The organism is Butyrivibrio sp. YAB3001 (assembly GCF_900112195.1).
In the GTDB taxonomy this organism is placed as follows: domain Bacteria; phylum Bacillota; class Clostridia; order Lachnospirales; family Lachnospiraceae; genus Butyrivibrio.
Window position 1 is genome coordinate 357,785 of record NZ_FOKR01000003.1, and the last position, 23,907, is coordinate 381,691.

General features: G+C 39.0%; 21 protein-coding genes. 1 reads left to right on the forward strand and 20 read right to left on the reverse strand.

The genetic code is table 11. From position 1 onward, the window contains the following. Positions 1–34 precede the first annotated feature (34 nt). The 7 genes from BM086_RS05050 to BM086_RS05080 form a co-directional block, all read right to left on the reverse strand. A complete protein-coding gene (locus tag BM086_RS05050) occupies positions 35–1,033 on the reverse strand; it encodes a glycosyltransferase family 8 protein (RefSeq protein ID WP_092324356.1) in 999 nt (332 codons plus the stop codon). Positions 1,034–1,454: 421 nt separating this feature from the next. Continuing rightward, positions 1,455–2,156 (reverse strand): sugar transferase, encoded by a 702-nt coding sequence (locus BM086_RS05055; RefSeq protein WP_092324359.1) that lies wholly within the window; start codon positions 2,154–2,156, stop codon positions 1,455–1,457. A gap of 179 nt (positions 2,157–2,335) precedes the next feature. Beyond that, complete coding sequence (locus tag BM086_RS05060; protein ID WP_092324362.1) at positions 2,336–3,217, reverse strand: nucleoside hydrolase; 882 nt, start codon at positions 3,215–3,217, stop codon at positions 2,336–2,338. Between the two features lie 133 nt (positions 3,218–3,350). Continuing rightward, entirely contained in the window at positions 3,351–3,797 is a 447-nt protein-coding gene (locus BM086_RS05065; RefSeq protein WP_092324365.1) for a PH domain-containing protein, read from the reverse strand. A 137-nt stretch (positions 3,798–3,934) separates the two neighbouring features. Next, on the reverse strand, positions 3,935–4,183 hold the full coding sequence (locus tag BM086_RS05070) for a hypothetical protein (protein ID WP_092324367.1): 249 nt from the start codon (positions 4,181–4,183) through the stop codon (positions 3,935–3,937). 435 nt (positions 4,184–4,618) lie between these two features. Further along, entirely contained in the window at positions 4,619–6,406 is a 1,788-nt protein-coding gene (locus BM086_RS05075) for a methyl-accepting chemotaxis protein (protein WP_092324370.1), read from the reverse strand. 249 nt (positions 6,407–6,655) lie between these two features. Next, positions 6,656–7,261, reverse strand: a complete 606-nt coding sequence (locus tag BM086_RS05080) for a zinc-ribbon domain-containing protein (protein WP_092324373.1) — start codon at positions 7,259–7,261, stop codon at positions 6,656–6,658. A gap of 441 nt (positions 7,262–7,702) precedes the next feature. On the opposite strand from BM086_RS05080, the gene BM086_RS05085 reads away from it, so the two are divergent. Then, positions 7,703–8,584: an AraC family transcriptional regulator gene (locus BM086_RS05085; protein WP_242952125.1), complete on the forward strand. Its 882-nt coding sequence runs from the start codon at positions 7,703–7,705 to the stop codon at positions 8,582–8,584. Between the two features lie 8 nt (positions 8,585–8,592). On the opposite strand, the gene BM086_RS05090 is transcribed toward BM086_RS05085, so the two are convergent. From BM086_RS05090 to BM086_RS05150, 13 genes are all read right to left on the reverse strand, one after another. After that, the gene (locus BM086_RS05090) at positions 8,593–9,795 is read right to left on the reverse strand and encodes a class I SAM-dependent methyltransferase (protein ID WP_330391523.1); all 1,203 of its coding nucleotides are present in this window, start codon (positions 9,793–9,795) and stop codon (positions 8,593–8,595) included. A gap of 85 nt (positions 9,796–9,880) precedes the next feature. After that, positions 9,881–10,927: a 16S rRNA (cytosine(1402)-N(4))-methyltransferase RsmH gene (gene rsmH / locus BM086_RS05095; protein ID WP_092324379.1), complete on the reverse strand. Its 1,047-nt coding sequence runs from the start codon at positions 10,925–10,927 to the stop codon at positions 9,881–9,883. A gap of 191 nt (positions 10,928–11,118) precedes the next feature. After that, complete coding sequence (locus tag BM086_RS05100) at positions 11,119–12,612, reverse strand: sodium/proline symporter (RefSeq protein WP_092324382.1); 1,494 nt, start codon at positions 12,610–12,612, stop codon at positions 11,119–11,121. Positions 12,613–12,924: 312 nt separating this feature from the next. Next, positions 12,925–13,692 carry a ZIP family metal transporter gene (locus tag BM086_RS05105; RefSeq protein ID WP_092324386.1) on the reverse strand — a complete coding sequence of 256 codons (768 nt, stop codon included), beginning with the start codon at positions 13,690–13,692 and terminating at the stop codon, positions 12,925–12,927. Positions 13,693–13,891: 199 nt separating this feature from the next. Beyond that, positions 13,892–14,035 (reverse strand): hypothetical protein, encoded by a 144-nt coding sequence (locus BM086_RS20775; RefSeq protein ID WP_175560107.1) that lies wholly within the window; start codon positions 14,033–14,035, stop codon positions 13,892–13,894. A 5-nt stretch (positions 14,036–14,040) separates the two neighbouring features. Then, positions 14,041–14,847, reverse strand: a complete 807-nt coding sequence (locus tag BM086_RS05110; protein WP_092324388.1) for a Cof-type HAD-IIB family hydrolase — start codon at positions 14,845–14,847, stop codon at positions 14,041–14,043. A gap of 395 nt (positions 14,848–15,242) precedes the next feature. Further along, positions 15,243–16,307, reverse strand: coding sequence for a DUF3795 domain-containing protein (locus BM086_RS21720; protein WP_092324391.1), 1,065 nt, complete (start codon positions 16,305–16,307; stop codon positions 15,243–15,245). 159 nt (positions 16,308–16,466) lie between these two features. Continuing rightward, on the reverse strand, positions 16,467–17,816 hold the full coding sequence (locus BM086_RS05120; RefSeq protein ID WP_026511967.1) for an MATE family efflux transporter: 1,350 nt from the start codon (positions 17,814–17,816) through the stop codon (positions 16,467–16,469). A gap of 211 nt (positions 17,817–18,027) precedes the next feature. Beyond that, on the reverse strand, positions 18,028–18,966 hold the full coding sequence (locus tag BM086_RS05125; protein WP_092324395.1) for a hypothetical protein: 939 nt from the start codon (positions 18,964–18,966) through the stop codon (positions 18,028–18,030). Positions 18,967–19,406: 440 nt separating this feature from the next. Further along, entirely contained in the window at positions 19,407–20,228 is an 822-nt protein-coding gene (locus BM086_RS05135) for a helix-turn-helix domain-containing protein (protein WP_092324400.1), read from the reverse strand. Positions 20,229–20,958: 730 nt separating this feature from the next. Next, complete coding sequence (locus BM086_RS05140; RefSeq protein ID WP_092324403.1) at positions 20,959–22,293, reverse strand: serine hydrolase domain-containing protein; 1,335 nt, start codon at positions 22,291–22,293, stop codon at positions 20,959–20,961. A 207-nt stretch (positions 22,294–22,500) separates the two neighbouring features. Beyond that, positions 22,501–23,469 carry a phosphotransferase enzyme family protein gene (locus tag BM086_RS05145; protein WP_092324405.1) on the reverse strand — a complete coding sequence of 323 codons (969 nt, stop codon included), beginning with the start codon at positions 23,467–23,469 and terminating at the stop codon, positions 22,501–22,503. A 97-nt stretch (positions 23,470–23,566) separates the two neighbouring features. Then, on the reverse strand, positions 23,567–23,878 hold the full coding sequence (locus BM086_RS05150) for a hypothetical protein (RefSeq protein ID WP_092324408.1): 312 nt from the start codon (positions 23,876–23,878) through the stop codon (positions 23,567–23,569). Positions 23,879–23,907 lie beyond the last annotated feature (29 nt).

Here is a 23,907-nt window from a genome sequence, read left to right on the forward strand (position 1 = left end):
ACTTACGGCTGATGCACATCAAACTCAAAATCAATTAGTCTTTTGTAACAATCAGCTTGTCATATTTTAATGGCTTTATATATGAATAAATAAAGCCTGTTAGCCCAGTACATAGCATTCCATTTATATCAAATACTCTCCGAACAATCTTCTTTTGTAATCCAACATATTCTTCAAAAGTTTTGATATTCTTCCATTCAGAATCATTTTTATACTTTTCGAAGTATTTCTCCAATGGGTGACCATGATTCTCCCCACTTTGCCATGGTCTTCTTACTAAAAAATTATTTGTATAGTGTATGATTCCCGGCTTATTGTTAGCATCTAAATATTCTTTCTCAGAATACATAAATCTTGATTTACGATACATCTTAAGTTCTTTATAATTGAAAACACACTTTATAGTAGTTAGGTTATATCGCGGACTCAGAGGCTTAATATTCCCCATTAAAAGATAATTTATTATTCCTTCGTCTGGATATTCCATCTTTGTGTCAGAATTCAGTTCTAGTATCTGGTGTGCCCTGTTTTCCACATTCAATTGTTTCCACTTTTGAACATCCATAAGCAATACTCCAGAATTATAATACGGGAGAGTTTTCTTGATCATGCAGTTCATTTTATGTCTCTCTCCAATGCATTCATAAACAGCTGCACAGGCATTGCCTTCCAAATCCGTACTCCATAAATCCTGCAAACTATCAGCAACAATAGTATCGCAATCTAAATACAAACATCTTCCATCTGTTAAACGATTTCCAAAAACAGTAACAAAATACAGTCTATAAAAGATATTCTTAGGCCACTTTCCCATCTTACTATTGGATATAGACATATCTGCTTTAAAATAGTCCACCTCGTGGCCAAAACGTCTTGCTGTATGATCAATCTTTTTCTTGTTTTCCTCTGAAATCCCATCATCTATAATGAAAACATTTAAGTCAGATTCATCCTTGTTGTTTTCATAAAGAGATGTTAATGATATTCCTAGCAAATGAGCATAATTATCATCACTCACATAGAACACTGTCATGTAAAGCCTCTCTTTTTTTCTTATCCTTTTCAATTGTTCACCCAAGCTATTATGGTAATCAATAGCTCATACTTTTCCGATTTTTTCTTAGTAACAGGGATTATTTTTCAAAGATATGATATACAAGCATAAAACAGAATCAAAGCTCTAGCTTACTCCCCTCTATAACTAATATCCAATTGTATAGCCGTTCAACCAATAAGAGAACTAATTTCCCCATACATTAAATAATTTGAGTATATGCTTCTATTTAATTATAATCTAAATACCGTTTTTTGTCATAGAAGAAAGCGTAGATTCATTCTAAATCTACGCTTCTCCTATACTTCTTCTGTTCCATTTACAAAAGCTTATCTTTTCAATTTTCAACTATATTACAAAAACGGGCAGAATTCGTATCCGCCCGTTTCCAAAACCAAATTCAATAAGCTCCATCCGACTCAAATACAACCGGAATAGTCTTTAATATTAGCTTAATATCAGTAGCTATGCTCATATCCTTTATATATTTCAAATCCAACTCAACCCATTCATCCCATTTAATATTTGCTCTTCCGCCAACCTGCCAATAGCATGTTAATCCTGGTTTAACCACAAGGCGCTGCTTCTCATAAGCATTACATTCTTCCATCTGCTCTAAAAGAATAGGTCTGGGACCAACTATACTCATATCGCCTTTAATTATATTTAGTAACTGAGGGAGCTCATCAATTGAATATTTTCTGATGAATTTCCCTACGTGTGTTATCCTTGGATCATCCTTAATTTTAAACGCATGCCCAGTCTGCTCATTCTGAGCCTGCATACGCTCAAACTGAGATTCAGCGTTTTTATACATACTTCTAAACTTGTAGATTTTAAATGGCTTTAAGTTTTTTCCGGCTCTTTGCTGTGTAAAAAAAACAGGCCCACCATCCTCTAATAAGATTGCAAGAGCAGTAAGCAGAAAAATCGGTGACAAAGCCACCAGTGCAACACTTGAGGCAGCAACATCGAAACCTCTCTTCAACCATTTGTATATGTTTGCCTTATGCTCATATACTTCCTGATATACCAATGAAATAATCTTGGTATCCGCGTTGACCAGAACACTCTCTTCTCTTTTAATTGCTGCTTCACTCATGTTGGACTTCCTTTCCCCTAATCATTTTCCACACTTTAATTTTCGAAATATTATAAAGATAATTCACGTCATATTATATTTCGGCTATTTTTCTTAAATAATTAGGTTGTTGCGAAAAGAATTTTATCCTTTTTCGAGTTTTTGTGTTTGTTATATAGATAAATCAGATACGTCTCGCTCTATCTACCACTAAAAATCTCAAGCTTAGCAATAAAATCTTCCAAAATATATCTGGAATCCACATCTGTATAGATCCTGATAACAGGATTATCTTCTTTTTCAGCTGACGAAGTATCAGCAAGCACAAGAGGAGCTTTTGCCCCATGATAGTGACCACAGCCCGGATTAATTGCTATGGCAATTGCCGGTGAATCACCGAGTGACCAACTTTCGCCCTGAGTCCAGCCTGCAAACTGTGACATGTTATAATCGACAAGATTTGTAAAAAGATGCTCACCAATTTTGCCACACGGCCTTATGCGACGCTGAATCTCCGCAATGCCAATATTTATCGTGATATAGACCTTTGACGGAACAAGCCAGATATTTGCACCGCTTTGAAGAACATAATTTGCCGCAGGAATGTCATTATTTGCATTAAACTCGGTAAATGGTGCTTTGCAAGGTGCCTCTCCATGTGTGCCAATCCAGATAATTGTAATTTTATCTTTAATAGAAGGCTCAAACATCAAGGCTTTAGCAACATTTGTGATTGCTCCCTGACACAGGATAAAAAGCGGATTCTCGCTATCACTCAACGCCTCTGAAATAATGAACTTTACTGCTTCAGACTCACTCTCATCCACAGATAACGGACCATCCTGCCCCTTAAAGACCGGCACTGTCATATCCATAGATTCAAGAATAGTCTGTATTTCGTTGTAACTTCTTAACATTGAACCGTTTTCATTGAAGTGTTCTGCAATTATTCCCTTCACAATCAGTTTAGGGCTAAGAAGCGCATGCACGATGGCAAATGGATCATCTGCCTCACACGCAGCATCTGTATCAACTAGTACCCTTATTTTCTTATATTCCGGAACATCAAATTCAAAACTCATGTTTTATCCCCAACTCCCCAATAATATCAACAAATACCCTTTTCCTTCACATATGGCACCGATTGCTCCGTTGCAAATAACTCTCTCACCCCAAAGATATTCAGAATCTGCCATACATTTTCAACACAATGTATTAACTAAGCTCATCATTGATATCAACATCATGAATATCCTCTGCGCCAAATCCTATATTCTGCATGCTTACCGTTTTGCGACGTAGTCTTGCGTCTTCAGAAGCCTGCAAAATGAAATCCTTTATCTCTTTTCCATGTTTGATATTCTTCATGACAATTGTTCTGTCTGTCACATCAGCTGTATACAGGATGATAGTGGAGAGACCCACAATTCTCTGCAACAATGTTCTTGTTATCTCAACATCGCTGATCTTATACATATAACAATCATTTTCTTTTACGGTAAAAAAACCTTTTATAATAGTAAAATCATTATCTCTTATCTCATACTTGGTAAAAGTCCATGGAAGTCCAAAAAAGAGCCATCTGCTGCGCTCATTATATCTAAGTTCTCCCTTTGATCTTAGTGATTCCTGATACTGTTCCGGATTAGCTGCTTTCGCCATATCTGTACCCACCTTTTCTATTATGATGTGTAGGGCATAAGTCATCATGCACGTATTAGCACATTTATTCCTTTTGTACCTATCATCATTTATTATTTAAAGTATATCACCCACTGTTTTTTCGGACAACACACGTATCATAGATAAACCAAAACCATATAAACAAAATCTTCGTATTTTCCAGCAAGACAATACATTTCGCCTATGGGAATAACAGACAACATGAATGCGTTATGCAGGCACGTTGAAAGAAGTGCAGACTCTGCCATCAATTCCGTAATGGCAAAACGCACGCTATTCCATATGACAATTCCCATAGGTTCTATGTTTGAAAGACACCAGTTATATCGGATTGTTTCGCAGCGAATTAGACACGCCGGCCACATAACCGGTCGCTCCAAAAGGAGCTGAATCAATAAACCACTCAAAAAGGACATCTGTTACGTTCATGAGTACAAGATACACCAGTATTCACCGCTTGTAAACGATTCTGTATAAAGATTTAAAATTTTATGGTATAACAAACATTCACCCATAGATTATCTGTAAATCGATCCATAAATACCCTTTTTATCAGCTTTCTTCCATAAATGATATTTTTAATCAATCTTAAGAATTTAACAAAATTTCGTCCACTCTCCATGCGTAATCATAGTATCATTTAGATTTATCATTTTTCATTCAGCAATTTTCTCGTGAAATATTAAAAAGATACATTCCAGATGTGCGTTACCTGGAATGTATCTTTTATGACTCACATAATATTTGAAATCATAGCACTTGATATGTGTACTGATTGATAGTTAAATCCACAAACATGTTTAAATCTTGATAAACTGCTGTGTGCTTGCATTAAGCTTATCAGTTACTTCATTATTAGTATCCATTGCTTCGCTGATTCCTGAAATCTCATCAACGATATCCTGCGAATTCTCTGAGGACTGGCTGATAGCATTGGTCGACTGATGAACGGATTCTGTGATAGATGAAACAGCATTTGCCATATCTTTCATGATGTCATTAAGTTGTTTAGTCTGCTCAGATATCTTATCCAGAACGTCATTTATAAATGTAGCGGTAGATTCGTACTTTTCACCGGTATCAACAAAAGCATCATAATCTCCAAGAACGGTAGTATTGATGAAATCAAGCACGTTCATGGCATTATCGGCAAGGGACTTAACAGCAGCTGTAACTTCATTACTGATATTCTGAATATTTCCGGCTGTCTGCCTGGAATTTTCTGCAAGTGAGCTGATTTCTTCTGCAACTACAGCAAAGCCTTTTCCCGCCTCTCCTGCACGCGCTGCTTCAATAGAAGCATTGAGGGCAAGAAGGTTCGTCTGAGAAGCAATATCCAGAATAACGCTTGTAAGTTCACTGATCTGTGCAACCTTCTCACTATCCTTAACAGACTGTTCAAGGACATGCGAAAGATTCTCCATCTTATTTCCTGTATTATCTTTCTTGGTCTGCGCATCATTTTTGATAACGCCTGCTTCTGCACGTATCTCTTCAGCCTTTGTAATACCGCCGGAAACACCGGAGTTGATATTTTCGGTAGACTCTCTTACAGCGTCAAGCTTCTCATCTATAGTTCCGGCAATATCTGACACATTCTGCATGCTGGCCGATAATTCTTCCAAAGCTGCTGATGTGTTTGTAATATTGTCACTTGCCAGATGAATCTGTCTTGTCATGTTTTCGGAACTCTCAGTCAAAATAAGTGTTCCATCTTTAACTTCTCTAAGAATACCCTGAAGAGTTTCTATAAAAAGATTAAATCCATCCTTGATATGCACCAGCTCTGATGAAGTCTGAGTCTGTATGCGCACATTGAGATCGCCCTTTTTATTATTTATATCAGTAATAATCTTATTGATCTCATCTGAAATATCATTTACCTTTTTACCTACTGTTCTATTATTTATGATCAGGGAAACTGCAATTGCCAGAATGTAAACTGCCATCATAATAAGTACGGTTACCATTGCCCCTTTTGCATTGGCATTAACAAGCGTATTGGTATCATTCTTGGCAACTTTTACCTGCTCGTTCATAACATCCAATTGTTCTTTTAATTGAGAAAGATAAGAAGATGCTTCACCGTAAACAACTCCCACGATTGTATCAACATCTCCACTTGGAGCAGCTTTAACAACAGCCTGATACTGTGTCCTATACGGGCCATACAATGACTGTATTGCTTTTGCAGCTTCAAGTCCTTCTTTACTGCTATACTGAGAAATAGTGGTAAAAGAAGCAACCATTCCGTCAACGGCCTTATCCATATCGTCAAGGCACTGCTGCATCTCAGTCACCTTACCATCAAGCTGACCAATTGCAACAATCGTATCATACATGGAAGCCAGCGCAAATCCGTCATTATCAATTATTCGCATATCTACTTCAAACGTTCTCAGATCTTCCATAACATTTTCTATAAGATCCGACGATTCACTCGCTGTAGTAGAAATACTATTCATTTGAGAAATGACAATCACAATTGTAACAACAAACATCAAAAGAAGTATGCCATAGCTTATGGCATTCATACCAGTTACCGTTTTAAAAAACGGTATTGGTTTCATCTTAGCATTTCCACTCATATAATCCTCACTTTCTCAAAAGTCAATATACCACGCATAAATTATATCGTATTTACGTTAATAATAGTTGTTTTTTTCCAAACATTTAATGACAATTACTAGATTTTTAAAAATTGAAACGAGTACTATAAAATTGGAATCTCGTATCACACCAGAAAGAATATCTCTCGCAAAAAAGACATCGCCCATATAATTGAGCAATGCCTTTCATAAATTACAATCATTTAATTACAAAAACGTCAACCTACATTACTTAAGAAATCCAATACTTCCAACTATCGGAAGGTCTTTAGCCTTACCCTGGAATACCTGAACAATAGCAATAATACGGATAATAAACATAACTATTCCAAGAACAATTGAAATGAACCATCCCAAAATAGGAATAATAGCAGGTATCAGAATAAGGATATCAGCTATCATGAGTCTTATTGCGTTCTTTGCATGGAACTTGGTATATGCTGATTCTTTAACAAGAAGAGCGATAACAATTCCCATAAATGAAGTGAAATATGGAAGAACTGCAAACAGCTTATTATCAGCAATATCTCTTGGATCAAAATCAGATGTGTGGTCAGCCGGATCAAATGCCTGTCTGTACATCTGCTGATTCTGGAAGCCCTGCTGCCCCTGGAAGTTCTGATTGAACTGTGGCTGAAAGCCCTGAACCGGTGTCTGGTTCACATTTGAATTTGCAGAAGTCTGTGTATCTGCGCCGGCAGTAGCTGTTGTGTTCTCAGTTCCTGCAGATGCCGCCTGTGCACTGCTGCTTACTCCTGACATACTTGTTCCGCAATTGTTACAGAATGATGCCTCATCAGCAACCTGATTGCCGCAATTTGGACATGTTTTCATACCTTTTTCCTCCTATAATCAAAAAATGTGGTACGCATATTTACGCAACACTTGTAGTTACTGTTCACCCGCTTGCAGCTCGCTCCAATAACTAATTAGCGCATTCATTCAATTTCAACTTTGTCGAAGGAATGTGCTCACTATTGAATCACTTCATCACGAAATGCACAGCACAGCGCGCATTTCTGTAAGAACAGTAACCTTGTATCAATAATAACATAATATTTAAAATATAATATAATAAATTCAACCAATTTTTCATGTATAATGGTACTATTCAGGCATAAAATTGCTCACTATGTTACGCATTTCATAAGAAAATGACTTCAAAATAAATGCGCGTATTAGTCACCGGAGCGAGCCACATGCGAGTGTATAGTAACTTTCTTGTCAGTAATAATCACCTATGCATAACACATAACCATCACATCAGGAGCCATTGTGAAGACCAAACTAAGATCATCCTTCAATTCCAGACAATATATGCTATCTTCTGATTTTGAAGTTTTCTACTACTCTGACAAGAACTTCAAGACCTTAAACCCACATTCCCATGATTACTACGAATGTTACCTTTTCATTGAAGGCGATGTGACCATGGAAATCTTCAAGAATGAAAATGAAGTACAGAAGTATGAAATGTCTCCGGGCGATCTCATGATCGTTCCACCGGGAATCTCTCACCACGCTCTCATGCATGATTCAGATAAATACTATAAGCGTTTTGTCTTTTGGATAAGTAAAGACTGCTGTAAAAAGCTGACAGAAGAATCAATAGACTATATGTACCTGATGCAACGCGCCGAAGCTTTTAAAAAGTATATTTATCATCTTGCGCCTGCACACTTTCACCTGGTAGAATCCAAATTTTTGCGCCTCCTCGAAGAGACTTCCTCAGAAAGATACGGCAGCGACACTTTTAGCCATCTATGTCTATGCGATCTTATCCTTACTATAAACAGGATAATTTACGATGAGGACCACAGGCACTCAGAGGACGATGAGCTTTCTCTTTTCCAAAATATTCTCTCCTATGTTGAGAGCAATCTGGAAGAAGTTTTAAGCCTTGATGATATCGCCGGGCAGTTTTTTGTAAGTAAGTATTACATAGCTCATCTTTTCAAAGACACCCTCGGGATATCACTTCATCAATACGTAATAAAAAAGCGCCTCTCCGAATGTAGAGACGCCATTACTCACGGTGCTGAAATAACGCATACCTATGAAAAATTTGGTTTCAGAGACTATTCCAGCTTTTTTAAAGCATTCAAAAAAGAATACGGAATGTCGCCAAAAGAGTACCAGAATATCTATAAAAAATAAAATACACTTTATTCCATATAGCCGGCTTCTTTAAAAAGGTTATAAAGAGTCTGATCCGTGTTAAACTCTTTCATAAACCTATCCACTTCATCAAGTGCTTTTTGCCTGCTGCCCTTTGGTGAGACAGGTCTTTTTACTGCACGGATAAGGATATTCTTTGGAGTATGCGCAAAATCTATAAACTCCAGAAGCTGAGTCTTATAGCCTGCATATTCAAGCAGATTTGCCCTGATCGCATCCGTTGAAAGCGCAGCAAATCTCTCTTTTATAATCCCATACCTTGATAAAAGAGAAAGCTCATCAGATTTAATCTTCTGATTAAGTTCATGTTGACAACATGGCACAGAAAAAATCATCTTCGCATTCCATGTAACCGCATTGTACAGCGCATAATCAGTAGCTGTATCGTAAGCATGCAGCGTTATTACCATATCCACATCAAATGGCGCCTTATACCCGTTAATATCCCCAAGTTCAAAATGAAGATTTTCATATCCATATTTTTCTGCTGCCTGATTACACTTTTTTATAACATCAGCCTTAAGATCAAGTCCGATGATATTTGCCTTTATCTTCTTGATCTCCGTAAGATAATAATAAACGACGAATGTAAGATATGACTTTCCACAGCCAAAATCAATAACATTAAGCGATTCGCTCTTATTACCTTCTATCTCATCATCAAGGATTTCTAAAAATCTGTTTATCTGGCGGAACTTGTCATACATGGACTTTACAACTTTGCCTTCCCTGGTAAAAACACCCATGTCTACAAGAGGCTGAACCTGCTGCCCTTCGCTGATGATATAGTTCTTCTGGCGATTGTGCAAGCTCTCTGTCTTAACCACCTCTTCTGCCTTCAGGAGTCTCTTTTTCACACTGAGCTCTCCTTTTTTGGACAAAAGAAATATGTGCTCATGCTCATCAGTCCATACGTTGAGCTGTCTGAATCCATTTTCCAAAACCAGACTTTCTATCTTTTCCTTTAATTCATTTTCCGATATATTTTCATGAAAAACCTGCTTCTGGGTATACTTTGAGATCTGGTATTTCCCACCTTTTTCCATGATATCTATTTTTCTGAATTCAGAAGAATTATTTGAACTTTTACTTATTATTGCTTTCTTTATCTGACGGTCAATCTCACCGATTTTATCTGCTATAATTCCCATATCAACTCCGGAACACAATCTATTATCGTTACTGTTCACTCGTTATCAGCTCTCTTCAGAAACTTCGCGCATTTTTGTCTGAACAATAACATATCTTCTTTGCAATATACTTAGCTATAACGAGTTATTCCTGCTCAGATCTAATTGCCCATCTCATTTTTGTCGATCTGCTTCTAGGATTAAGCCTGCATTCTTCCGCAGAAGGTCTTATGACATCTGCAGAGACATCGCTATATATTCCCATTTTCTTAAGCTCTTTGAAAGACTTCTTTACAAGCCTGTCCTCACCTGAATGGAAAGTAAGTACTGCCACTCTTCCGCCCGGATTAAGTATGTCAGGCAACTTTTCAAGAAAAGAGAAAAGAACTTCAAACTCACTGTTTACATCTATTCTAAGTGCCTGAAATACTCTTGCACAGGACTTCTTTATCGCTTCCTGCTTTTCCTCCTTTGGCACTTTCCAAAGAGCATCCTCTATTGCAGTCCGGAGGGCAGTTGTAGTGTCCATCGGATTTCCTTTTTTCATAAGGCCAAAAACCTTCTCTGCAATTTCTTTTGCATAGGGCTCATCAGAGTTTTCAACCATCATTCCGATAAATTCCTCTTTGGTAATATTGTGAAGCCTCTCTGCAGCAGATTCGCCATGCTCCGGATCAAGTCTTAGATCCAGTGGTCCATCAATTTTATAGGAAAAACCACGTGAAGGATCATCTATCTGCATTGACGAAACTCCAAGGTCAGCCAGAACAAAATCAAATTTCCCTGCCTCTTTGGAAACTTCATCGATATTTGCAAAATTTATCAGCCTGAACTTAAAGTTATCCTCAGAAAAACCTGCTTTTCTAATTCGTTCCACAGTCTTTTTGGATTCGATAGGATCGATATCAAGGCCATAAATACAGCCATTTCCTTCAAGTTTCTCAAGCATCTTCGAGGTATGTCCACCATATCCAAGAGTGCAGTCAAGCCCCTGCTGACCAGGCTTTATATCCAAAAAATCCAGAATTTCTTTTACCATGATTGAAATATGCATTCCTGCCGGCGTAGAGCCCTTCGATATTACATGTGCAACAGTATCCGCATATTTCTCCGGATCTTTTTCCTTATACTTTTCCTCAAATTTCCTCGGATATTTTCCTGAGTAATGCACTCTTCTTTTATGTTCTTCCATTTTTCCTCTTTCTGCATGAACTCAAATAAACCATTATAAGATGACAAATTAATCAAACAAGGCAAACATGCCATAATAGAATTAATCTATTGGCTTGTTTGCCTATTATAACACTTTTTATGTAAAACTGCAGTTTTGGAATGTACTACCCAAACTACCCAAACTACCCAAACTCTTTATATCTTTTCACTTCACCCTTCTACCGGCTTAGTCACCATACTTACAACCACATTAACAACCAGTGCAATAAGGAATGCGGGAAGGAGTTCATAGATTGCAAATCCCCCTCCAAGCTTTGCTATTCCATATTTCCAGATGAATACAAATGCACCACCTGCAACCATTCCTGCAAGTGCTCCATAGAGATTTGAACGTTTCCAGAATAAAGAAAGAAGAACAACAGGTCCAAATGCAGCGCCAAAGCCAGCCCAGGCAAAGGATACAATCTGGAATACAGATGAATCCGGGTCGCGAGCAATAAAAATGGCTACTACAGAAATAATAAGAACTGTGATCTTGGCCACCTTAACCTGATTCTCATCATCAAGTTTCTTTTTACCAAATGCCTGAATAAGATCCGACGAAATAGCTGAAGCTGAAGCAAGAAGCTGAGAATCCGCTGTTGACATGGTAGCAGCAAGAATTCCCGAAAGAATCACACCTGCGATTATTGCAGGAAGTAAGCCGTATGTGCTCATAAGATTAGTGATATATATAATAACTCTTTCAGCGTTTCCGCTTCCTTCAAGAACCGGAATAACTCCCTTGGAACTCATGGCAAGACCTATAACACCGATTGTAAGTGCCACAAACATGGCTATAACAACCCATACACTGGCTACTCTTCTGGAAACTTTGATTTTCTCCTCATTTTCAATAGCCATGAACCTGACTAAAATATGAGGCATTCCAAAATATCCAAGCCCCCATGCCAGCATAGAACATGCTGTAAGCACTCCGTATGGGCTTGATGTCCTTGAAACAGGATCATGAATCTGAGTGATGCTGAAATATCCGGGTAAAGACTTAGCATTTTCGACAACAGCATTCCAGCCACCAGCCTGAGATATTCCAAAGAAAATAACGATTATCAGGGATAATGTCATAGCAATACTTTGCACAAGGTCAGTCATGCACACTGCCTTGAAACCACCAAGTGAACAATATAATGCAATAATGATAGCACTGACGATCATGGCAAACAGATAGTCTACTCCAAACAATGTGTTAAAGAGTTTTCCACAGGCAGCAAAACCTGATGCAACATAAGGGATAAAGAAAATGACAATTATCACTGCTGAAATTAAAGTAATAGTCTTTTTTTCATCCTTATATCTTGCAGCAAAATATTCAGGAATTGTGATCGCGCCCAGCTTCTCAGTACTCTTCCTGAGCCTCTTTGCCACAAACAGCCAGTTAAGATACGTTCCAATTGCAAGTCCGATGATGGTCCATGTAGCATCAGCCATACCGGAAAGATAAGCAAGCCCCGGTATTCCCAAAAGCAGCCAGCTACTCATATCAGAAGCCTCAGCACTCATGGCTGCAACAAATGGTCCAAGCTTTCTTCCGCCAAGATAAAAATCGCCTGCGTCATCATTTCCCTTAGAAAAGATAACACCGATGAGTATCATCATGGCAAGATACAATACAATTACGATTCCAATAATTATCTGTGTTCCCATATTCTCCTCCCAACAAAAAATGTTTATTTTTAATACGTTACCACAGTAATGTGTTGAAATCAATCTAAAAGATATTTTTCCAGAAAAATACTCCTATTCTCTCCTTCCTGCAATACCACACTGTTTTTATCAACATCAGTTTCTCATATATCTATTGCACCACCGTTGGGTTCCCATACAATAGGCGAATATGCGCAAGAATTGCCCATATTGCCACCTCTTCTGCAGCTCACAACAGCAGCACCTACCTTCATCTGCTTGGAGAAAGATGCACTGTAAAAGAGCCTGTCCATAAATGAACGGATTGTTCCATTAGCCTAATCCTACATCCAGAGCCATCATTAGTATGAATCCCACGGCAAAAGAGATTGTTCCAATATTTGAATGTTCGCCTTCGGACATCTCCGGGATGAGCTCCTCTACTACGACATATATCATGGCTCCTGCAGCAAAACTTAGAAGATATGGCATCATTGGAATAAAGAATCCTGATGCCGCAATTACCAGTAGTGCTCCTATGGGTTCAACTATTCCTGAGAGAACACCATAAAGGAAAGTCTTCCCTTTTGGAACACCTTCTCCCAGAAGCGGCATAGAAACAATTGCACCCTCAGGGAAGTTCTGTATCGCAATTCCGATTGCCAAGGCCAGAGCTCCCGTAAAAGAAATTGTGCTATTCCCGTAAAGCCAGCCTGCACATACTATTCCTACTGCCATTCCTTCCGGAAGATTATGGAGCGTGACCGCCAGTACAAGCTTTGTCGTTCTCTTAAGCCCGCTCTTTGGTCCTTCCTCATTTTTATCCAGATGCATGTGTGGCGTCACCATATCCATTACCAACAGGAAAAGCATACCTGTCCCAAATCCAACCGACACAGGAAGAAATCCAAGCTTCCCCATATCTGCGGTCTGATCAAGTGCAGGAAGCAGGAGGCTGAAAAAGGATGCAGACACCATCACACCGGAAGCAAACCCTGTAAGAGATCGCTGCATCCTCTTGCCCATCTCTTTTTTAAACAAAAATACACTGGCCGCTCCCAACGCTGTACCCAGGAACGGAATGATGATTATATTCCACATAGCCAATAGCTCCTTTCCATCAGTATTCCATCTTTATAGTTTTTCCGGCCACATCAGACCTACTGCCCTGTCCAGAATACTTTTTAAATTTATGATATCCTCTTGGGATAGTTTTAAAAAGCCTCTTCTTCGGCAAATTATCTCCTAAGAAAAGGCTAATATGATTAAAAATAGTTTTCAAGTGAAATCACAAAATTATTTAACTTCTTAAACCTGCAACGAGGCACTTTGCTTTCTTCCAAACACTCTTACTGATTTCATATACTCCGTCATGATATGGACCTTCTCCGGTAAAAAAGGTTTCGAATCCACATTTTTCCAGAACTCTGCCTGGAGCTGTCATCTCCCTCACTCCAATAATAGGCCAATACTCCTAAAGGCTTCTGAAATGCTCTCGTCATCATTACTTCCGATCACACACGAGAATTCCTTCTTCAATTCCTCCGGAGCATTTCCCATCAGAAAAGGAAATCCTACAGATCGTAGCATTTCTGCATCATTAAAATGATCACCAAAAGCAACCGCTTTCTCCGGCGGGATGTTCATATACGAGCATACTCGCCTGACTCCTTCGGCCTTTGTAATTCCCTTTCCCATGATTTCAAGAAGAACATCTGAGGATTTAACTATCGACAGCTTTGGAAATCTCTTTTTCAATTCATTTTCTATACCGCATATTGCTTCAGGCTCACATATGCAAAGGAGCTTTCCTATGATTGCATCTTTTGGAAGAAGCTCTATGCCGCCCTCTGTTGCACAGACCTCAACGATTTCCTCCTCTGCGCGGACCAGTCGGTCATTCCTATCATTTACAATCCACAATTCTTCTGAATAGATATTCCATGTACAGTCAATCTTCTCCGCCTCTATAAAAGAAATAATATCCCTCGCGTCATCGGCATCAAATCCCTCCGAGTACATTATCTTATCGTTTTCATCAATGATAAGCGCCCCACTATAACAGATCATCGGGCAGGTAAACCCGTATCTTTTAAAAATCGGCCGTACTCCGGATGGTCCTCTTGCTGTCGCAATGACGAAAGGGATATTAGCTTTCTTTAGGGCAAATATTGCATCAAGTGTGCCCTTAAGCATTCTATGTTCACTGTTTAGAATTGTTCCGTCTATATCTGAAAAAACTATTTTGAAATCCATTGATGTCTCTTAACATTTCTTTCTAAAATGAAGTTGTATCGCCGGGTATGAACCGAACACGGGATCAAACCTTCCGCCGCCACCTGAACATCCCTCAATCATCACATCAGGGAAACTCTCCCTCAATCCTTATTTTCATGTCCAGTCTCCTTCTTTTTTAATCCAGCAACTCATTGTATGTCTTAAATGATTTTGTCCATAATATCTCCTAAAATAACGAAATGCCCCGCAGGGACCCTCCGGACCAGAGGCTTCACAAATTTATCCAGTACGTTCACTATAATAAAGATACCTTAAGTAGCGGTTTTAGACAAACCGGTTTGCTTCACCGGATTCATCATTTAATAGGCTATATTGGCAACTGAATCTCCGTCAGCCAACCCTCTTCCAGTTCCTTATTCCATATAGCTTTCCTCCAAAATTCTCAGTCCTTCCCTATAATCCTGTCCTAAAACTTCCTGTGTCTTTTGGAAGTCATATTTCTCATGTAGTCTGTCATGAACCTTGAGGAACGCCTTCTTTCCATATTTCCGTATATATAATGCCTGAGCCTTTGCTGCATTTGCTCCGTCATTTGATGGAATATAGAATCCTTTATTGCATTTTTCGAGCTCATCACACTCATAACATCCGTCCAAATCTTTTTCCTTACAGCATTTCACATTCGGACATATTCTGTCCTCAGCACAGGTGGCAAAAGAGCAGACATTGTACTTGGTTCTGCAGGATCCGCACCACTCTGAAAGGAAACAGTGATTACAGGAAAAGCCACAATAAGCAACAGGATCAACACCCTTTCGTGCTATCTTGCAGAGTTTATTCTTGATGCGGCGCATGGCTTCGATATGCATGATCCAGTGACGGCTAAATGGCATCTGAATCAGTCCTTTTATATCCTTTCCGCACCAGTAATCAATCAGCCAAAAGGCATTCTCATTCTCACTGACACATTTACTCCGGATAAGTTTTTCCTTTACATCGCCGCCGAATTTTTGCTTTAAATCCTTGTATGTCAGATCTCCAAGAATCTGATCCGTAGACTTCTTTACAGCTTTTACATACAGGTATAGCTCTTTGATATTCAGTTTTTCTGAAAACTCTGCAATCTCGTTTCCCTGAAGTTCATTACCCGTAGTAATAATAGGTGCGCCAATGCGATTATGAAAGTCATGTGTAAAAAAGATTTGACTATCCCCTGCTATCATCTCATGGGCAACTATATCTTCAATCCTGAAAATATGCCAGATAGAATAGGCAAGGGTTTTACTGTGATATCCATCTGCACCCGCAAAAGGCATTTTGGCAAAGGCCTCATCCGGATATCCACTCACAATCTGAGTAATCTGCTCAAACATTTCCTCGCGGAAAGCCAAAAGCTTCTGAATAGCCTCTTTAAATGTTTCTTCCTTCGTCAGCAATTTCTGTATTTCTTTATTGTTTTCTGACCATGATTTGTCCATAATCTATCTTCTCTCATCGGTTAATCCGGCATTATTATTCCATATTGCTTTCTTACATTTTAATAAAGTCATATCAAAATAGGCAAGCCTTACCCTTAATCTTTAAGCCCAAAAGTGGACCACTACCCCCCGTCCGCAGAGAGTCTTTTTATTGCTACTTTATGCTATTGCTTTAGTTCTTTTGCCAATTAAACAATAGTATGTCACCATGAGCATCAGAAAAGCGCCTATCCATGCAGATACTTCAGAAATGGCAATTCCCTTAAATCCGTTCCTTCCTACCAAAAAGCCAAAGATCAGTCTCATAATGACTTCGAGCCCGCCTGAGAGCATTGGTATAAAGGTATTGCCCAACCCCTGAACAGAGTATCTGTATACAAAAAGCCAGCCCAGGGCAAAAAAGCTTATTCCCATGATCGGCATGAAATCGGTACAATAACCGATTATCATGTTGTCAGTCAGCAGCATCCTTGCCAGGCTTCCGGGCACAAATATCATAAGGAGCGATATAGGCACATTCACAAGTGTAGAGAGCATCAGGCCCTGTCTTACTCCGGTGCGTATCCTGTCATATTTGCCAGCGCCCTTATTTTGCCCCACAAATGTCATCATGGAAAGACCTACGGACATTCCGAACTGCTCAAAGAGTGATGCAAATTTCATGCAGGCTGAATAGGCTGCCACATATGCGCTTCCCATAAGATTTACGAAGTACTGCAATACCATGGCCCCTGCAGCTGTGACCGAATTCATAAATGCCACAGGAAGTCCTATTTTCATCAGTTCAACCAATATATTCTTTTCATCTGCTATTTCTGACGTGTCTTTTCCCAAACTCATAAAATCGATGGTTCTAAGCTTTTTAAGGCACAAAAGGTATGATACAAACTGAGAGACCACTGTTGCCACTGCTGCTCCGACAACTCCTGTGCCAAAGGCCATTATGAAAATAATATCAAGCATGATGTTCACGAGTGATGAACAGATCATAGCAGTGAGTGGCGTTCTGGAATCTCCCATTGACTGGAGAATTGTAATCTCAAGGTTATTCATAACCGTCACTACAATTCCCAATAAGATCACAGCAAAATATCTATACGAATCGTCAAAGATATCTTCAGGAGTGTTCAAGAACGTCAGCATCTTATTGAGCAAAGAAACGCATACAACAGTAAAGGCTATTCCAAACGTGATACTGAGCTTCTTGGCTGCTCTGATGTATGCATTCAGCATAGCCATATCGTTTTTTCCAAAGCTCTGGGCAAAGGTTATGCCAAATCCTCTGGTCATCCCCACAACAAATCCAAGTATAAGGAAGTTAAGTGTCCCGGTTGCCCCAACAGCAGCCAGCGCCTGATCCGAGATTCCCTTGCCAACTATAATGCTATCCACAAGACTATATAGTTGTTGGAAAAGATTTCCCCATAATAAGGGCAAAAAGAACAGTATGATCTGTTTCATACTGTTTCCTGAGGTCATATTTTGTGTAGTCTGTTCTGTATTTGTCATGGCCGCTCTCTTTGGTCTTTCTCTTGATGTTAATTATTTAATAGTTAAGATCATTTAAGTATCCAGGCTATTCCCTTTGCAAGACGCAAATCCGCATGGGCATCTCAAGATTCCATAGCGCATCCACTACATTATAGGCTTTTTCAAGAATTAGCCATCAGCTGTGATCAGTACATTGAAATCCTTTATCCTCAGATGTTATTTCATTCTATCACAGAATTCCTAATCCTGTTTGCCTTATCTCATTAAGCTGCTCTGCGCTCAGTGTACCCGCCCTGTATAGTCTAAGATATTCATTTTCAATTGAGGAGTCAAAAATTAGAAGATCATCAGTATTTATGGTCACCCTAACACCATTTTCTACCAATGTCTTGATTGGGTGTGTTTTATAATCCTTTGCAAAACCCAGCATTACATTACTGCTGGGGCAGACATTAACCTGTATATGATTATCAGCTAGAAATCTCATGGTTTCTTTGGATGTTGATGCATTAATTCCATGATGAACTTCTGATAGGCCCAAAGTCTCTACAGCCCTTCTTACGTCCTCAGCCGAACCCGTTTCTCCAACATGCATCTTCTTTGTCAAATGGTACTTCTCAGCCTTTCTATATAGTGGCAAAAAGGCTTCAAATGGCTGAACATTTTCTCCTGCGCAAATATCAATTGCCTTGAAATATCCTAAAACGGCATATTTATCTAGTTCATCAGTCTCTTCTTCCACGTTTCCAAAGGCGGGATATGTAAGCTCAGCCTCAAAAATACTATCCGGGCAGTATGTTTTATGGAATCCTTCAATAAGCTCTTGGAACTCTTTTACAGTTCCTACCTGGTCCACTTCAGCAGTACCAAAATTCATAACAAGACGAGTTATGTTATTTCGCTCAGCCTCAGCAAAAGCGCCCTCCCATCTAAGCAGCATATTCTCATAGCCATCACAAAAGGGCTTTATAGAGGACCTAAACCATGTCTGCATACCTTCAAGCCCTTCTAGGTGCTGTGGTGGCCTAGGAATATCAACATTCAGTTTCTGGGCAAGCCACTCTCTTCTGCATCCTTTGGTTGAGTGATTGTGGAGGTCGCTTTTTGGTGCAGCTAAAAGCTTATTTATGTTGTTTTCTTTTAAGCCTTGTGAAAAAATATTCTCCATACCAATCTTCCCTTTCGCTATTTAGGTATTAGTTTATCACTTTTAGCATCTCTCATTTAATGTATCGAACTAAAAAATCAGCAATCCCTATTATAGTGAAGCCATTTTCATCCATGGTTTCTTTAATTGGTTTATTTACAACAAGAAGCTTTAGTACTTGATCATTCAACTTAAAGTACGGTCGAATCTCTCTTTCTCTTGTATCTGTATTAGAAATATCTGCAGTCACCTGAATATAAAAAACACCCCAGAACAGTTGCCCTGAGGTGTAATAAGTCGTATATGATTGTCCAAAGACGTAATACGTTGTGAAACGATTATCTCTTTGAGAACGATTAATGAAGTGAATGTGCCTTATTTTAGGCATTTCTACTTCAAGTTGCTATTTACCTGCCTCGTACGGTAGAAAGCTCAGGACTACTGTGCAAGGCTGGTGGCAATCAAAAATTCTGCCTTTTGTATTCTTCACTTAGCTCATTTTGAAGCATGGTAAAAAATTCAGAATATCTCAGAGCTGTTCTGCCCTCATAACATATTACTTTAACATACAGTGAGAGTGGGATTTCTTTTTCCTCCCAAAATATAGGCTCATCATTATGACTTATAATTTCTTCACATATACTATTCGAATAATTTTCTTCTTTAGAATTTGTAAGAATTACAAATTCATCTCCGCCAATGCGAAAAACTATATCCTCAGCGCCTGCAGCCTGTTCCATGCGTTTCATAGCAGTTATTATCGCCAAATCGCCTGCTTTATGAGAAATCTCATTTATAGGAATAAGGCTCTTGATATCACCAAGCACCAGATAGCAGCCTTTTCTTTCTCTAATGCAGTCAAATAGCTCACTTATATCAATCTTCTTCCTGTCATCCATCGTCTTTTCCTCCATTAGCTCCCGGTCAATTCTATATCCGGGAAACAACTCAAATTTAGAGGGATTCTTTCTAAACTCCGAAGGCGATACCTGCCACACGCTGCAAAAGGCTCTTGAAAAAGCTTCATTACTGCCATAGCCATATTCCACAGCTATATCGAGCAGAGACTTTTCCGGATTACTTACAATTTCTCTCGAAACCTTACTCATACGCCTTCGAATTATATAATCCCTGATACTGATATTGTTAATGTACCTGAAAAGCTTTTCAATAGTGGATTTCGAGCAATGCAGCTTATCAGCAATGTTCTCTGTTTTTATAGGCTCAGTAAGATTATCTTCGATATATTCCATTGCTTCTATAAGCAGCTGAAAATTTTCCATGCTCAAGGTCCTTTCTACTACGATATCGTAATCATATTATACAAAGGCATATAGAATTATTCTTGATAAAATGAGTAAAAATGGTCCACTAACCCAATCCCAATGTCATTTAGATAAAAAATGCAGAAAATGCTAAATAGGCACGCTACGTTCTTCAGATTATACAGTAGCGTGGACATCTACGTGACACCGCTTTATCTTTAGACTGTTATCACGTAGTTTCGCTATGATTTTATGGCATTCTACGTGATACATCCCGTTAACAAACCTCTCCTCACGTATTTTTTCCAAATATCTGTTTGTTTTTACGTGTTCTACTACTAATAAAGAGCAGTGTCTCACGTAGACACTTCCAATATCATGCTTGTTGCTCTGTCACATCTTTTTCTTATCTAAATGACATTGACCCCATCCCCCTAGTCCACTTTCGCGCAGAAAAAAGATCCGGTACAAATGTACCGAGTCTTCTGAAACCTGCAATAGCAGATATTCTCATCTCTTTGAGAACTTTTTCACTGCCTTAAATACCTTGTTTTGGGCATTTGTAAGGCAAGTTGCTGTTTACCTGCTGCGTACGCAAGGAAGCTCAGGGCTACTGTATGCGGTTGGTGGCAACTTGAATAACTGCGATCAAAAATAATACTCTGATCCTACTTTCTACTCATTAAATCTTTGTCTGGCTTTTGTAAAATTATCTTCGAATATAATATTGTTGATATTATTATTTAAATCATTTTTCTTCCCTTCCCCGGGCAATAAGCCAAATTGCAAATGCCAATATACTAATGATCATCACACTAAAACTATAGGGCATCCAAACAAACATGAACCTGTAGCTGATACGGGAGATCACAAGAATCAGAATCAAAACAATCAGAACCACGATCCCACCGTAAAGGCAAAGTTTCTTTTTCCTATAATCCAGCAACAATGCAATATACAAAGTCAAAAGTATCCCCATGACAAATAAAAAGTCTAGAAGCTCATGACCAGACACACAGAGTCCAATTCTCGCATTCACTCCCATGTGCATCCCATATATGCCATCGGCTATTCTTGTGGCAATATCGCCTGCAGAAGCAGACAAAACAAAAACCCCAAGATCACGCTCTCTGGAAATGATGATCTGTGTACTATAATTTGGATTGTTTCCCCCGTGGTGTACAGTTTCCGGATGTAAATTCCAACCAGCATAGTAATTATTTGCATCTGTTATCTGAAAAGAATTAAAATCAATTTTTTCCCTGACATACCTCATCCATGTAACCAAATCATTAGTGTCAGAAACAAGATAGCCGGCTGCAGTATTTCCATAATATGTTGGCGCATCATATTGCCACATTCCAAAAAAGCCAGCCTTACGTCCCGTAAAGATACGCTGTCTGTCAGAGTCTGAAGTCCTAAAAAATGACTCATTCATTCCTACATCTTTAAGAACAGTCTCTGTAATATAATCCTCGTATTTTTGACCGGTAACATTTTCAATAATAAGTGCAAGCACATCATAATTGATCGTTGCATATTCATGAACTTCGCCGGGGGCATGAGCTAGCTTAACATCAGCTATTTTTCTAACAGTCTCCTCCAAGGTTATCTCCCCTTCGCAGCCCTCCGGAATAAGCGAAATGGTCCATACCGGAATCCCGCTTGAATGATTCATAAGATGCCTGACTGTGACTACAGCATCACAGCCTTTATACTGTGGCTTAAACCAGTCTATATAGTCTGTAACAGGTGAATCCAGTTTTATCAAGCCTTCCTTCTCAAGATTAAGTATCCCCAGCCCTGTGAATGCCTTTGTCGTCGACCCTAATTCAAAAAGAGTATGCTCATCAACACTTTTTCCTGCAATATCACAGTATTCCAGATAAATGTTTTCATCGCCGTCCATTATTCCTACAGCGACAGCTCTGTTATGTGTCATCCTGGAGATTTTGCTTAAATATTCCTGTTCATTTTGCAGGGGATATTCTTTTGAATCATAGTGCAAAACAAAGAAGATGACTGCAGTAATTATCATAATTATCAGAAGTATTCTTCTAAGTATTATTTTGTTTTGTTTCATAAAACTGATCCTTTTTATTGCAACACAAACGATTTTACATTTAATGCTCCGTATAAGAACTAAATGTAGAAATACCACAAGACAAGAGTAATTGCTATAACAACAAATGCATCAATGATTTCTGATACCTTACTTAATTTCTCCATAATTTTTGTCTTTATCTTCGGATATAACTCACTATCACATTATCCCGACAAACGGGATTTATCATTTTCCTTTCCTGACATAAAAATCATCCGCATAGATGCGCTCTCCCTGCACATACGGGATCAGGTTTTCCTTATGCCACCGCTGCATTCTGGGTGCAAACCACTCCTGCTTACGCCACTGTTCATAATGAATTCCGAGACAATCTAACAAGGTAAGAATAAAACAGGCATCTAACACATCGTATCTGATCGTACCGCCTGCATTCCGATATCCTTCTGCCAGTTTTTGCCTACGCACCAATGTTCCGCCAATATTTCCAAACAGAACAGCAAGATCATACATCGGATGTCCCATACCGAAAAAAGAAAAATCAATAGGCACAAGTCCATCCGGTGTTTGCAAGATATTCGATGCAGACAGATCCCCATGGATCATCTGAAATTCATCCCGTGCTTTTTCCAATACTGTTCCTGCATGGTCGCAGCACTTTTGCATAAGCGAGGAATACTCGGGGCTTAACCCCTGGGGTTCCAGTGCCTGAAATCTCCTTTTCATGCATTCGCAATGTTGCTTTCCATAGGTTTTTACCGGTGATACCCGGAATCCCTTTGCCTTATGATGCAAACGCGCAAGCATCTCACCGATCTGATAACAGATCGCATCATTCAACTCAAGCTTATCTAACGATTCACCATCCAGCCATTTCGAAACCGTAACATATATACCATTCTGTAACTTTGTAATGAGTTCACCATAACGGTTTTCGACTGCTTCGCGTATCTGCATGCCCTGTTTCTTTAAGTGGGCTTGAAAAGCAAGTTCTGACTTATATATCTCGACACGTTCAACACCGTCGTAAAAAAACTCTGCTGAAAACCACTCTGCCGGCTCGTGTATTTGCAACAAATACTCGTTTCCCACGCGATAGGTCAGATTCTCATTGTGTCTGAGCAATTCTATTTCTGTCGCTGATATATTGTAATGAGCTAACGCTTCTAAAGCCACTTGCCTGGATTCTGTCGTCATACTATGTCCTCTTCCTCATAACAATCTTGCAGGATATCTCTGATATACTCATCTCTCAGCATCGAAAGATGATTTACAATCTCCGGATTCCAAGAGATCATTTGATGAAGTTTATCACAAGGGAACTCTCTGCACAAACCGCAGAACCGTGCGTTATGCTCCTTTTTTCTTTAGTATCAAATTCCCAATATGAATAGTACTTAACACATTTAACAATCCTGGTTAACTCCCTCGGTGGTTCCCCAAGCTCGATTCCATCTATGGTGTAAAATCTCTTGAAATACTTGAGTGATATGCAGCCTTCGCATCTGAGCTGATTATCAGACATTTCCTCAATCTTTTCTTCAAATTGCTCGAGTTTATCGGGCTTTACCTGAAAGAGTTTCACCTCGATAAAGGTCTTATTCATTACACGTCCCCCAAAAGTTCTTCTCTTCA